Origin of the sequence: Aulosira sp. FACHB-615 (assembly GCF_014698045.1) — a bacterium.
Classification (GTDB): domain Bacteria; phylum Cyanobacteriota; class Cyanobacteriia; order Cyanobacteriales; family Nostocaceae; genus Nostoc_B.
The window spans coordinates 113762-127571 of record NZ_JACJSE010000018.1; the positions used below are offsets into that span (position 1 = coordinate 113762).

General features: G+C 41.0%; 13 protein-coding genes. 6 read left to right on the forward strand and 7 right to left on the reverse strand.

Annotated features, from left to right (window positions below):
• Nucleotides 1-37 precede the first annotated feature (37 nt).
• Nucleotides 38-913 (reverse strand): bifunctional methylenetetrahydrofolate dehydrogenase/methenyltetrahydrofolate cyclohydrolase FolD, encoded by an 876-nt coding sequence (gene folD / locus H6G77_RS23795; RefSeq protein WP_190591795.1) that lies wholly within the window; start codon nt 911-913, stop codon nt 38-40.
• Nucleotides 914-1319: 406 nt separating this feature from the next.
• Between folD and H6G77_RS23800 the strand changes: the two genes are divergently transcribed.
• Both H6G77_RS23800 and H6G77_RS23805 read left to right on the forward strand, forming a co-directional pair.
• Entirely contained in the window at nt 1320-1700 is a 381-nt protein-coding gene (locus tag H6G77_RS23800) for a hypothetical protein (protein WP_190591794.1), read from the forward strand.
• 17 nt (nt 1701-1717) lie between these two features.
• Nucleotides 1718-2158 (forward strand): NUDIX hydrolase, encoded by a 441-nt coding sequence (locus H6G77_RS23805; RefSeq protein WP_190674231.1) that lies wholly within the window; start codon nt 1718-1720, stop codon nt 2156-2158.
• A gap of 82 nt (nt 2159-2240) precedes the next feature.
• Here H6G77_RS23805 and H6G77_RS23810 read toward each other — a convergent pair whose 3' ends face one another.
• The 6 genes from H6G77_RS23810 to H6G77_RS23835 form a co-directional block, all read right to left on the reverse strand.
• Nucleotides 2241-3974 carry a hypothetical protein gene (locus H6G77_RS23810; RefSeq protein ID WP_190872899.1) on the reverse strand — a complete coding sequence of 578 codons (1734 nt, stop codon included), beginning with the start codon at nt 3972-3974 and terminating at the stop codon, nt 2241-2243.
• Nucleotides 3975-4217: 243 nt separating this feature from the next.
• On the reverse strand, nt 4218-6128 hold the full coding sequence (locus H6G77_RS23815) for an ABC transporter permease subunit (RefSeq protein ID WP_190591791.1): 1911 nt from the start codon (nt 6126-6128) through the stop codon (nt 4218-4220).
• Between the two features lie 34 nt (nt 6129-6162).
• Nucleotides 6163-7113 carry an ABC transporter ATP-binding protein gene (locus tag H6G77_RS23820; protein ID WP_190674240.1) on the reverse strand — a complete coding sequence of 317 codons (951 nt, stop codon included), beginning with the start codon at nt 7111-7113 and terminating at the stop codon, nt 6163-6165.
• Between the two features lie 391 nt (nt 7114-7504).
• Nucleotides 7505-8371, reverse strand: a complete 867-nt coding sequence (locus tag H6G77_RS23825) for a mechanosensitive ion channel family protein (RefSeq protein WP_190674243.1) — start codon at nt 8369-8371, stop codon at nt 7505-7507.
• A 170-nt stretch (nt 8372-8541) separates the two neighbouring features.
• The gene (locus H6G77_RS23830) at nt 8542-8748 is read right to left on the reverse strand and encodes a hypothetical protein (RefSeq protein ID WP_190674246.1); all 207 of its coding nucleotides are present in this window, start codon (nt 8746-8748) and stop codon (nt 8542-8544) included.
• Nucleotides 8745-9170, reverse strand: a complete 426-nt coding sequence (locus H6G77_RS23835; protein ID WP_396020685.1) for a PIN domain-containing protein — start codon at nt 9168-9170, stop codon at nt 8745-8747. Before H6G77_RS23835 ends, H6G77_RS23830 begins: the two co-directional genes overlap by 4 nt.
• A gap of 84 nt (nt 9171-9254) precedes the next feature.
• On the opposite strand from H6G77_RS23835, the gene leuB reads away from it, so the two are divergent.
• From leuB to H6G77_RS23855, 4 genes are all read left to right on the forward strand, one after another.
• Complete coding sequence (leuB, locus tag H6G77_RS23840) at nt 9255-10340, forward strand: 3-isopropylmalate dehydrogenase (RefSeq protein ID WP_190674249.1); 1086 nt, start codon at nt 9255-9257, stop codon at nt 10338-10340.
• A 93-nt stretch (nt 10341-10433) separates the two neighbouring features.
• Complete coding sequence (locus tag H6G77_RS23845; RefSeq protein ID WP_190591786.1) at nt 10434-10694, forward strand: hypothetical protein; 261 nt, start codon at nt 10434-10436, stop codon at nt 10692-10694.
• Nucleotides 10695-10783: 89 nt separating this feature from the next.
• Nucleotides 10784-11605: an A24 family peptidase gene (locus H6G77_RS23850; protein ID WP_190872905.1), complete on the forward strand. Its 822-nt coding sequence runs from the start codon at nt 10784-10786 to the stop codon at nt 11603-11605.
• A 396-nt stretch (nt 11606-12001) separates the two neighbouring features.
• Entirely contained in the window at nt 12002-13033 is a 1032-nt protein-coding gene (locus H6G77_RS23855) for a hypothetical protein (protein WP_190591785.1), read from the forward strand.
• The last annotated feature ends 777 nt before the right edge of the window (nt 13034-13810 follow it).

Here is a 13810-nt window from a genome sequence, read left to right on the forward strand (position 1 = left end):
AATCGGGAGTTAAAAATTCATAACTGATATCTTTTGACTAGCTTGTAGTCCGCAAATAGCTGGTAAATGTATTTTGCAATAATATGGCAACGGTCATAGGGCCGACACCGCCAGGAACTGGGGTGAAATATTCTGCCACACCTGCAATTGATTCCAAATCGACATCGCCGACTAAGCGACTATTGCCATTGGCATCAGTGACGCGGTTCATCCCCACATCTACCACGATCGCACCCTGTTTTACCATGTCGGCGGTAATGAGTCCTGGACGACCAACGGCGGCGATGATAATATCGGCATTCTTGGTGATGCTGGCAAGATTTTGCGATCGCGAGTGGGCAATGGTAACAGTAGCATCTGCTTCTAGTAGCATCAAAGCCATTGGCTTTCCTACTAAAATACTGCGCCCTATCACCACTGCATTTTTTCCCCGCAAAGGAATATTATATTCTGCCAGCAAGTGCATGACTCCCGCAGGAGTGCAACTACGTAAACCACTTTCACCGCGTACTAGTCGCCCTAAATTGACTGGGTGCAGTCCATCCGCATCTTTATCGGGATGTATTTGATGTAACAAAGAGACTGCATCCAAATGGTCAGGTAAGGGGAGTTGCACCAAAATTCCATCAACTCGATTATCTTCATTGAGTTCGGCAATAACCGCCTCTAATTCTTTTTGGCTAGTTTCTTGAGGAAAATGCTTACCAAAAGAAGCAATACCCACCTTAGCGCAGGCTTTTTCTTTATTGCGGACATAAGCTGCTGATGCGGGGTTATCACCAACCATCAACACGGCTAAACCAGGAGGACGGCCTACTTTGGCTTGTAATTGGTGAATTTGGGTTTTAAGTTGCTGGTGAATTTTTGCTGCTAAGGCTTTACCATCAAGAAGTTTGGCAGTTGTTGTTTCCATGAGAATCCTCAGAAGATTCGCCTCTAAAATCCAAAATGTAAATTGTCTGTAGCGAAGTCAACGGTTTGAAAGGTTTTTGGCTGTTAATTGTTGTTGCGCCTCTCCTACCACAAGACCATACTTGTTCATCTTCTCAGATCCCTTGTCGAATCTGACGGATAAAACTATGAAATCTTAGTGGGAGGGAGTGGGGAGTTGGGAGTTGAGAATGGGTTGTAGAGAAGGGTGTCAGGGTGTAGGGGGTTGAAGAGGAGAAATTACAATCATTTCTCCCTTGTCGCCCTTGTCTACCTTGTCTCTCACCAAACCCATCAACCGGGGAACAGAGAACGGCTAAAACTCAACAGGTAATAGTACAACAGAAGGAAAGTTTTCTACTCCCAACTACCCATTCCCTATGAGACTGATGCACAAATCGCCAAATTATTACCGTATACTTTGCTATTTTGTCCTAGTGGCGGGACTTTCTGGCTGTGCGGCTTGGAGGCTTCCAGAAATCAAAGGTAGCAATTTCATTTTTGGTAGCAATGTGACTCAAATTGCCGAAATTCAAGCCAAACCCAACACACAGGCGACTGTGTATATTCAAGGTAAGGTAGAAAAGCAAGTCCCACTGATGAAGCAGTGGGCATACCAAATTGATGATTCGACTGGCAAAATTTGGGTAATTACCAATCAAAGCAATTTGCAAAAAGGTACTCAAGTAGTATTAAAAGGTAAAGTTAGCTACAAAAGTATCCCCATCGCTGGGCAAGATTTTGGCGAAGTATATATAACAGAAGAGTGATTTTAAGTGTAAATTTTATGACTAATCAATTACCAGAAGTAGCGATCGCCATTCTCTACCAAGACAATAAGTATCTCATGCAACTGCGCGACAATATCCCCACGATTGCGGCGGCTGGTTGCTGGGCTTTTTTTGGCGGACATATCGAACCCGGTGAAACACCAGCCGTCGCCGTCCAACGGGAAATTCTCGAAGAAATTGGTTATAACTTACCAACATTCGCTGAATTTGGCTGCTATCCCGATGAAAAAGTCATCCGCCATGTTTTTCAAGCACCTTTGTTGGTAGACATCAATCAACTAGTGCTGAATGAAGGCTGGGACATGGGACTGTTAACAGCCGAAGACATCCGCCGTGGTAATTGTTACTCAGCCGTAGCCGAGGAAGTTAGACCATTGGGGACAATGCACCAAAAAATTATGCTGGATTTTATTAGTAAGCGAGAGAGTGGGGAGTAGCTGACAGGTGTAGGTTTTTTTTACATTTCACCCCTACACCCAATCCCCACAGACAATTTTTGTGCGTAAGTCCTGAGCTATTTTAGCTAATAGCAGATTCAGTTCCTGCTAACAATGCTTTAGTTGCAGACTCTCCTGCTTTTTTCAACTTGCGCGTTAGTTGAGATATTAAAAATGTTGCGATCGCAAAATGTCCTAAGATTGCCAGAAAATAAGCCAATGGTAATCCATCTCCGCTTCTTGATGAGGATAAAGCAATGAGTGGTGCAGCAATGGAAAATAGCCAAACTACAGGGTAGTTGTCAGGTCTATTAAAGAATATTCCTAAAAAAATGGGTGGGAGTATAATCACAGACATTAACACTCCTGCTGCCCATAATTGGCGCTGTTCATTTTTCATGAAGAGAATTAACTGAGTTAAGGCTGCATAGATCACAGCTAAACTCCCTGCAAACAGCAGCGCCATCCAAGTATTCATTTTATCTTCGATACTGACTTGGGAAATCAAAGCAAAGCAGCTTAAGCAAGTCACAGACATGATGGCATTAATAGCGATCGCTAAAATTCCTGGGCTTTTCTCACCCCAAATTAAATCATCAGTTAAACTAGTTTTACCTAATTCTTTGGGTTGCGTAATATGTCTGTATCTAGCCCAATCTTGCAGTGTTTGACGACCAGGAATAATCGCAGCAATTAAATATAAAAATAGCCCCAAATTCAAAATCATTAAAAGTCCGATGTTTTCTTGAAGTACATAACTATAACTTCTAGATGGGCCATCAAATATTAACTCTCGCCAATCAGCGCATCCTAAAATGATGAGATTAAAAACAGCAGTTAGTAAATAACTCTGCTTTTTGCTCAACATAGTTACATTAGGATCACGAAAGCAACGCTGTAAAGATTGCCAAAAAAAGTATGCACCGATAAAATAAACTGCTACTGCAAAGACAGCCGTAGTAATAAAACTTTCTCCTATGGAGAAAATGAACCAAGAAAAAGATTTGAAATTGGGAATAGCAAAACTAAATTTTCTGTCTATTTCAATGTCAAAATATGGCATTAAAAAATATGGGTTAAGTAGCCCAAAAAAATTAACTGGATTATTAGTAGGGAAATTAGACGTGAAAGTTTGTTTGGTAAATATGAGGTATCCTAATAATGCGCCACTGCCTAACCAAGGCTGAAAACCCCCTAACCAAGAACCCACCAAACCAAATATTAATGCAGCACTGTAGTATAAAAAACTAGCCCCAATGACTACTGCATCAAAACTGATAATTTCCATCACATGAATTTTGGCATTCAAACCCATCCAGAAATGCAAAGGTAATGCTAATACTACAGCCACATAAAGTAAAGCGGGAACACCAAGCATTTTTCCCAATAAAATACTCTGTGGTGATTGGGGACTCAGGCGGATAAAATTTAGGGTATCGCGTCTTTGTTCGGTAGCTAAGTCATTAATTAGTAGATAACTACCTGCTGCTAATAAACCAAAGCTCACAATAATATTTAACCAAGTAAAGACATCCCAAGACCACAATTGCCAATTGATAATCGCATTACCAAAACCATCAGCAAGACATCCAGGTAAGTCATATTTTGTTGTACCAGTGCAGTATCTATTAGTCAGATTTTGTACTGCATCATAGCGTGTAGGTAACTGGGCTTGAAAGGATATAAATAAGATAAATTGACCCAGCAATGATAATGCAGATGTTAATAAAATATTTCGGGGTTTTAGCCGTCCTTTAAGTTCCCGAAATAACTGCGGATTCCCGTTTCCTAAGTAATTTATTAAGGCTTCTATCATGAATATTTCTCCTCAGTAACTAGTTAATTATCTATCTGAATCTGGTTTGATTTCTGAATGTACTTATGTAGGAAAAGAGTAGGAAATAGGGAGTAGGAAAGAAGCTTTGTATAAGTCCAGTTATTTTTTACCTAATCAAAGATTAGCCCTACATAGCAATCATAAATGCTATACAAATATTCCTCTACCTTGTCTCCCCTGTCTCCCTTGTCTACTTTTTCAAATAAGTTCCTTGCTGATTAATTACCGTCCGGCTAATAATGCTTTCGTTGCAGATTCCCCAACTAACTTCACCTGATTGGCCAAATTTACATTTAACAAAGCTAAAACAGTGAACTCAGCTAAAAGCGACATAAAAGTTGTTGTTGTAGCTGAGTATTCCAAAGCAGCCCAAGGAAAATTAGAAAATAACCAAAACATAGTATTAGTTTCAGGTCTGATTTCTAATAGAGCCAAAATTATTGGTGGCACAAACATTAATATCCCTAGAATAATGCTAGACAAAAACACCCGCTTGGAAGTTTTTAACAATAGGATGCTTTGTAATATGGTGGCATAAATCATCGTTATAGCAATGAACATCGCCACTCCTAAAATAGCTTTCAGCCTGCCAATTCGGTTCACCCAATCAATAGCATTGTAATGATGGATATTCAAAGCTGGAGCGAGTAAAATCCATACTATTAAGGGGATAGTTATGATTATTAAACTCAACCCAACTGAAACTATTACAGGACTTTTATCCTGCCAAATTAAATCACGCCATACAGATTTATTACTAAAAGCATCGCTACTAGATGTTTGTTGATGACGATATCTTGCCCAATCTTGTACTTGTTGTCTACAAGGAGACAAAATCATAAACAAACAAGTTAGTAAAACGAAGTTAAGAAATATAAGCCAGAAGAAGTTTTGACCTATTTGATAATTCAAGTCATAGTAGCAATTTATTGGTTCATTATTTCGGTAAGCAAGGCAGTAATTTTTGGTATATTGCAGGGTAAATCCCCAAAAAATTACTTGATAGCCAGCTACCAATAAGTAACTTTGTCCTTTACTAAGTAAGGTAGCATTAGGATTACGAAACCGCCTTCCAAGTGCTTGCCAAATCCAATAGCAGCCAACACCATAATTGAGTAGGTGTAACCCTGTAAATGTGAAAACATTTTTTCCTAATGGTAGGTAAAAAAATTGAGTTTCTGCTAACAATGATGGGTTGCTGTTCTTCAAAAGATTTGGGAACATATATTTCAGCATATCGAACGGGGTTAGTAGCCTCAGCCAAGCTGCTGTGGTGTGTAAATCTTCGCTACTAAATGCAAATTGCATTGCATTTAGCAAAAATATGAAAACTGCACCACTAGCCAACCAAGGCTGAAAACCACTCAATCGATTACTCATTAAACTGAATAATAATGTGGCGCTGTAGAAGAAGAAGCAACTAGCAGCTAAGACGATATAAAAGCTAACAATATAACTGATGTTAACTTGGGCAGAAATTCCTGACCAAATATGCAAAGGAACCGCCAGCAAAATTACTAAGTAAATAACAATTGGCACTCCTAGCATTTTGCCAGTTAAAATGCTAGTTTCTGGCTGGGGACTGAGGCGGATGAAATTCAGCGTACCGCGCTTTTCTTCTTGAGCAAGATTGTTGACTAGTAAATATGTCCCAGCAACTAATAGTGTGTAGATAAAAACTATGCAGAGTGTGATAAATATATATTCCCAGTGGTCACGCCACCACATTTGAAAGTTAATTTCGGAAATGGGACATGGCTGCTGATATAGGGTATATTCTAACTGTTTTTGCTGTGCTTTGAGGGATTGTAATTTATCTTGGGATTCCAGTAGTTTTGAGAGATCATAGTTTTGCTTAGTGCTGTAAAAATTGACTTGCTTTTGAGTCTGATCTATGAGTTTATAACCTGAGTCAATTTGCTTTTGATAAACCTTGCCCAGATTACAATAAAAGTTATTCATGGGATATTTATTATTAGGATATTCTCTAAGATGATAGATAAACAATCCTAACTGAGCGATTAGTGAGATAGCGAAGGCAAATATTACGTTAAAAACTTTAAGACGACCTTTAAGTTCTCGTAAAAGCTGAGGATTCCAATCGCCAATTTTATCCAAAAAGTTGAGATACATAGGAAGAATTATTCTAAGTTAAAAATTTGATATTTTAGGATGCTTGTTTATGACCAAGCTTGAGGAAAATGCTTTCTAGGTCTTCTTGGGTGCAATGAAAGTCAGTGATGGGGATATTAGCTTGAATTAGCGATCGCAATAATTCTGCACAAGCATTCTGATCACCAGAAAAATTCACGCGCAGATTATTACTCCCAGGTAAAACTTCCCATGCTTCTACCAAAGGATGATTTTTTAATTCACTAATTACAGGATCAATTTTTCCCAAGGTTGACAACATAATTTGTTGTCGAGCCAAACGCTGATAAAGTTGTTTGAGTGAAGCACTTTCTACTAAAAAACCTAACTCCATAATTCCAATTGAAGTACACAGTTCCGCTAAATCGCTGAGAACATGGGACGAAATTAAAATTGTCATCCCAGCTTCTTGCAATGCTTTGATAATTTCGCGGAATTGCATTCTGGCGATGGGGTCTAGTCCCGATACCGGTTCATCTAGGAGTAATAAAATTGGCTCATGGATGATAGTGCGTGCTAAACTGAGGCGCTGTTTCATCCCCCGCGACAGTGTAGAAATTAAACTGTTGCGTTTATTACCTAATTGAATGAGTTCTAAAACTTCGTGTAGACGCTGAGTACGACGTGGTTCGCGCAAACGATACAACCGCGCAAAGTAATCAAGGTAATCCCAAACAGTTAAATCTTCATACAGGGGATAGTCATCGGGTAAGTAGCCAAGACGACGCTTGATAGTCGGGTTACTCTTGTCCCGTACCATGCGATCGCCGTTAATATATATCTCACCCGTAGTTGGTTCTTCAGCCGTTGCTAACATCCGAATGAGAGTTGTTTTACCCGCACCATTCGGCCCTATCAGTCCGTATACTTCACCCGTTTCGATTTCTAAATGAACATCATTTACGGCTATGTACCGTTCAAATTGCTTAGTAAGTCCACAGGTGCGAATTGCTAATTCTTTTACCATATCTAAAGGAGTACGGTGGTTAATTACACACTAACCTAGCCTCTCTTTAGCCCTGTTGTCAGTCTCGTTTCCAAAATTGAAACTGAGTTATGATCAAATTTGTCTTCAGTGTTTAAATATACAGCTAATAACATTTCAGGCTGATAAAAAAGTAGGTAAAGTATATAACTTACCTACTTGTTCGCAAATATTCTATTTTTTGAGAGATTTTGACAAATTAACAAGACTTACGCACAAAGATTATCTGAGGAGATTGGGTGAAAGGGTGAAAGGGTTTGGGGTGTAAGGATTTTGAATAAGTACACTCTATACCCCTAAACCCTCGCCAAAGCCCTTGATTTTTCGTTTTTATGCGTAAGTCCTGATTAAATTGGATTTGATATGTGCAAACTTAACTCATCATCGAGGCAGATGACATCACAGATTCACCATCATTGACTGTTCCATTAGAAGATTGACTACTAAAGGCGTAGCGTTGTTCAGGTATGGGATAACCAGCTTCACCAAATGCTTCACGTATGGCTTTGTTGGTGTCAAAATAAACTTGCCAGTAGTGGTCATTATTGCAGTAGGGACGTACGGCTAATACTGGCCCGGCTAAATTAAAGGTGATAATTTCTACATCTGGCACAGGATTATTGACTACGTTGGGAATTTGGCTGATTCTGGCTTTGAGACGAGCGATCGCATCATTATGATCGACATCGTGATGTAGTTGTGCTAATAAATCAACTCGACGGTAAGGATTAGCTGAGAAGTTTTGGATATTATCAGAAAAAATCTTATTATTAGCGACAATGGTTAACACATTATCGGGTGTGGTGATATTGGTTGTGAACAGTCCAATTTCTGTAACTGTACCTGTGACACCTGCGGCTGTGATAAAGTCTCCAACTTTAAATGGACTAAAGACAATCAAAAACGCCCCAGCTGCAAAGTTAGCTAACAATCCACCCCAAGCTGCACCAATCGCCACACCAGCAGCCGCTAACAATGCAGCAAACGAAGTGGTTTCAATACCGAAAAAGCCGAGAATGGCGACAACTAAAATAATTCTTAAAGTTACGCCGATGATATTCAGCAAGTAGTTAACTAGAGTTGGATCAACGTGTTGACTGCGGAAACCACGTCTGACTAATTTGAGTGCAAAATCAATCAACTTCTGTGCCACAATCCACAGAGCGATCGCACCCAGGATTTTCAATCCAAATCCTGTTAACAGTGCCACTGCTACTTGGCCAATTTGATTAAAATTCATAAACTTTTTTATTTCTTGCTAGTTTTATCCAAAACATTACAAGAAACTGAGCAAAAAATTTTCAGGCACAGTTTTTTTTTAATCTTTGGGTAGATGCGGAATAGCAGATTTAAGAGTTGATTGAAGCTGAATAATTCAGTAGTAAATGTGACAAAATTAACTGATTACTGTTATTTTTCCATTTCTTTAATTTCGGCAATAATTTCTTCAATGGAAGGATTGCCTAAAATTTGCTCCCTATCTTTTGTGTAATCTCCACTTCCTAGTTCAAACTGCTGCATAAATCTTGCCATTCCGGCAGGGCCAAGAGCTTTTGTGAGGGCTTCTATACCGAGTCGTCGGATCTCCGATTGAGAAAGTTTAGTCACATCTATCATGAAGTAACCTCCATTACCCACTGAAGCGGGTTTTCTACTCTAACTTGTAGCAGGTTTTTGCTTCTAGCTGCCAAACGTAACATTCTGTCATCAGTTGTCAAAAAAATATTGGCATTTCCGGCTTCAGCGCAGGCTATATGTAGTGCATCATAGTTTTTAAAACCCAGTTGGGAAAGTTGTAGACCACGAGATTCAATTTGCTGGGTGATGGTAATTTTGCTTGTTGCACATTCAGTCCAAAATTTGATCTGCTCTTTTCTGGCGCTATCTGGGGTACGCCTTAATTCAACATCAATAACTTGACTAGTCAGCAGTTGCCATTCACCACTTTGGCAATGAGCTAAAATAATTCGCACTGCCTCAGCTTCTAAAAAAATTCTCTCCTGTGTCTGGTCATCGAAGGGTCGATTGAGACAACACACATCTAAATAAATTAAAGCTTCCAGATGTACATCTTGCTAGGTATGATATTTAATCTGCAAGCATTTACCTAATAGAAACTAGCTATGACTCAAAACTACCGCATTACCTTACTTCCCGGCGATGGCATTGGCCCTGAAATTATGGCAGTGGCGGTAGATGTGCTGAAAGTCGTAGGGAAAAAATTTGATATTGAGTTTGCCTTCCAAGAAGCTTTAATTGGTGGTGCAGCCATTGACGCGACAGGCGAACCTCTACCAGCCGCTACCTTAGATACTTGTCGCAAGAGTGATGCTGTATTACTCGCTGCTATTGGTGGTTATAAGTGGGATACTCTACCATCTCACCAGCGCCCGGAAGCAGGTTTGTTAGGACTCCGCGCAGGTTTGGGATTATTTGCCAATTTACGCCCCGCCCAAATTCTGCCGCAGTTAATTGACGCTTCCACTTTGAAACGGGAAGTTGTCGAAGGCGTAGATATTATGGTGGTGCGGGAACTCACTGGGGGAATTTACTTTGGTAAACCTAAAGGCATTTTTGAAACTGAGACTGGTGAGAAACGCGGTTTGAATACAATGGTTTACAGCGAGTCAGAAATTGAACGTATCGGGAGAGTTGCCTTTGAAACTGCGAGAAAAAGAAGCGGTAGACTCTGTTCTGTGGATAAAGCCAACGTATTAGAAGTATCGCAGTTATGGCGCGATCGCATCACCAAACTGTCCGCCGAATATCCCGATGTCGAACTGTCTCACCTTTATGTTGATAATGCCGCAATGCAATTAGTCCGCGCTCCCAAACAATTCGATACGATTGTTACAGGGAACTTGTTTGGTGATATTCTCTCTGATGCGGCGGCGATGTTAACTGGCAGTATTGGGATGTTACCATCTGCGAGTTTAGGTGCTTCTGGCCCTGGTGTATATGAACCAGTCCACGGTTCTGCGCCGGATATTGCAGGACTTGATAAAGCTAATCCTCTGGCGCAGGTTTTGAGTGCCGCCATGATGTTACGCTACGGGTTAAATCAGCCACAAGCAGCAGATAGCATTGAAAAAGCTGTGTTACAAGTTTTAGAGCAAGGCGATCGCACAGGCGATATCATGTCACCAGGAATGAACCTTTTGGGTTGTCAGGCAATGGGAAATTCCCTCATTCAAGCACTAGAGAAATAATTCTTTTTGCATAAACTCGCCAAATTGGCAATCTTTACAGAAAGTTTCGGGTACACTATAGACAAAATCTAGTAAGTAGATAGCAGTAACATAGTGTACGCTTTACGACAAGAGACAACTAATTTCACCGCCTCTAGAATCCAGCCACCTCTGATTGATCCCGCAATCATCAGGGCGGCTGGCAAGATTTACTACACTTATTGTGAAGTACATCCTGAAATTGCGGGGCAACCTTCTGGGGTGGCAATTAATCGTGTTACCCATCGAGGTAAAGTCATTTTTACTAACCAACCCGTTCTCTTACCGCAAGAATGTTTTGTGCCTCTAAATCAAATTGAGTCCCACATGTATTAGTTATGAGTCATTGGTCATTGGTCATTGGTCATTTGACAAAGAACAAATGACAAACGACAAATGACACAGAACAATTGACAAATGACTATATGGACTTTTTAATAGCCGTTCCGGCGATTATTGTTGTTTTCGCCTTGGGTGCATCTATAGGTAGCTTCATTAACGTTGTAGTTTATCGAATCCCTGCGGGGTTATCGATTCTTTGGCCGCCTTCCCGTTGCCCCCATTGCTTAAACCAGCTAAAAGCTTATGACAATGTACCCGTGCTGGGATGGTTGTGGTTACGCGGAAAATGCCGTTATTGCAAAAATAAAATAGCTGTTCGTTATCCCGTAGTAGAAGCAATAACGGGAATAGTTTTTGTTGTGATTTTTTTAGTATTTCAAGTTTCCATCGCTACGTTAGGATATTGGGCTTTTTGTAGTTGGCTGTTAGCATTAGCCTTAATTGATTTAGATACCATGACTCTCCCCAATGCCCTAACACAATCAGGTTTAGTGTTAGGCTTGGGATTTCAAATAATTAGCGGTTTTACCCAAGAAGCCAGCAGTGTGAGTATAGTTAGACACCTGATGATGGGGATAGTTGGTGCTGTTATTGGTTTATGGCTATTTGATGGCATCGCCTTTGGTGGTTCAATAGTTCTCGGTAAAACGGCGATGGGTGCGGGAGATGCCAAACTTGCAGCCATGATGGGAGCTTGGCTGGGTTGGCGATATTTGCTGTTAGCTAGTTTAATTGCCTGTACTGTGGGAGTATTAATAGGTGGATTAGTATTGGTGCGATCGCCTAAAAAAACCGGAGTAAAAATCCCCTTCGGCCCTTTTTTAGCACTAGGCGCAATCATCACTGTCTTTACTGGCCCAGTCATCTTATCGGCTTATTTGCAACTATTCAATTTATCTCAATAACATTATCCATCTTGTGGGGTGGGCAAGATGCCCACCCCACAAACTACTACTCTGACACCCTCAAACCCTTTCACCCACTCTCCATAAAAAATCTTTGTGCGTAAGTCCTGAATTCTAGATTTAACGAAATTAGATTTGCGTCGCTGAATATATGCAGCAATCAGCATCCATCACAAAGGTTCTGTTAGTTGATGCTCAATCATATCCAATCTCGACGATCACTCTTTTGTTTCATCAAAGATGTCATGTGGCGATCGCAACCTCAGCACAAATTAGCTAAGTAACATTTTCGAGTTTCGCCAAACCAGGTTTGCACTAGCCAATCTGTATCTTATTCCCCACTCCCTAAAGATTGTGTCATAATAAGCCGACGCATATTTTAGTCAGTTATCCACCGTGCAAGATACCGACGCTATTAATGACCTTGCTGCTGCCCTACAACAGCCCACTGATCTTAGTTTTGAACTACCCGACCCAGAAGATGAGCAAATTCCTGAGTCTGATTTTTTACAGCAGTTAGATATAGCTTGGCAAGTATGCGATCGCTTTGACCTGCAAACAGAAATTTGGCGGGGACGAATTTTAAGGGCTGTACGCGACAGAGAAAAAAAAGGTGGCGATGGGCGGGGTACTGGCTTTCTCAAATGGCTCAAAGAAAGAGAAATTAGCAAGAGTCAAGCTTATTCTTGGATTCAACTAGCCAACAGTGCCGATACACTTTTAGAAGAAGGTCGCCTAGAACCAGCCGCAGTCAATAACTTTAGCAAACGCGCCTTTGTCGAAACGGCGAAATCGTCCCCAGAAGTCCAACAGATGGTGAGTGAAGCCGCCCAAAAAGGCGATCGCATCACCCGCCGCGAAGTCCGCCAACTCACCGATGAATGGATGGCGATGTCTTCAGATTTAATCCCGGAACCAGTCAAGGTAAAAGCCGCAGATAATTCCTTACCACCACGCTACATCGCGCCACTAGTCAAGGAAATGGAAAAACTGCCAGAACAGCACCAAAAATTTATTCAAAAAGAAATTATTGCCAACCCTGACGTAGACACTATCAAGCAAGTCACCACAGAAGCCCGTCAATTAGCCAAATATCTCAAATCTGCGGCACAAGTCCAAGCACTAGCTAAAGAAGACGTAGACATAGAAACTGCCTTAGAAGAAGCCCACAGAGTTGGCTGTTTAAGCGTTGCGGCTGATTTAGTCAATCAAGCTTCCCAAATGGAACAGCTGATTGGCAAGTTATACATGACATGGAAACGCATCAGCAGTTTAGCCGATAGATTGTATGTAGACACAGGTGCAAGTACACCAAACCTGCGATCGCTTTTGAGTTGCATTGAACCTCTTGGTACAGAAATCATGGAACTGCAACTAAGTGGCACAACCGATCATACAGTCCGTTTGCAAATTCAAGAAACAAATTGAAAATAACCAGTATTGTCGCCTTTAGTGGCGCGGAATGCTGTGTCAGTTAGGGTTTGGGCAAATTCCTTGTTATCAAACGGGGTTGTGTCCATGAACCAGCTGATACCGTTAGCGTCATCGTTGATGAGGATGCTTCCACCATTGGGGCGACCTTGTGCGTTGAATCCGGTGATTTTGGCTTCAGCTAGTTGTCCTGTGGGAAGGTTGGTGATTTGGAGGGTTAGGTTGAATGGGTTGGTGGGATCGAAGAGGGTTGAGCAGGAGTTGAGTAGGTTATCGTTGGATATGTTATTGATTGAATTTGGGAATTAAATTATGGAAAGCGAAGAATTTTTCCAACGATATGATGCTGGAGATCGGGACTTTAGCTGCGTTGATTTGAGAAGAGTTATGAGACCATAACTGAATAACCTCTTTGCACCGATGTATTGGGCCGTTGTCCTACACTATTATTCTGATGCTGTCTTGCTCACGAGTGAAGAATACCCTTAGACGAGCGCCCATATACAAGTGACTTTAGTGGATACATTCTACGTATTTACTTATCTTTTCTTTGCAGTGTTATGTTCAATATTTCTATTTCTTGTGTTGAGATACGAAGAGAAGAGAGAATAAAAACTAAAAAGCTCCTTAGTTGTAGAATTGTACTAAGGAGCTTTGAGTGTAAAAAGAGACCTGGCGCCGAGCAATTGTGGCAGGAGGCGACCCTCCAACTATCGTAGCCGCAGCAGCGTTTCACCTCTGAGTTCGGGATGTATCAGTGTGGTTCCACCGCGC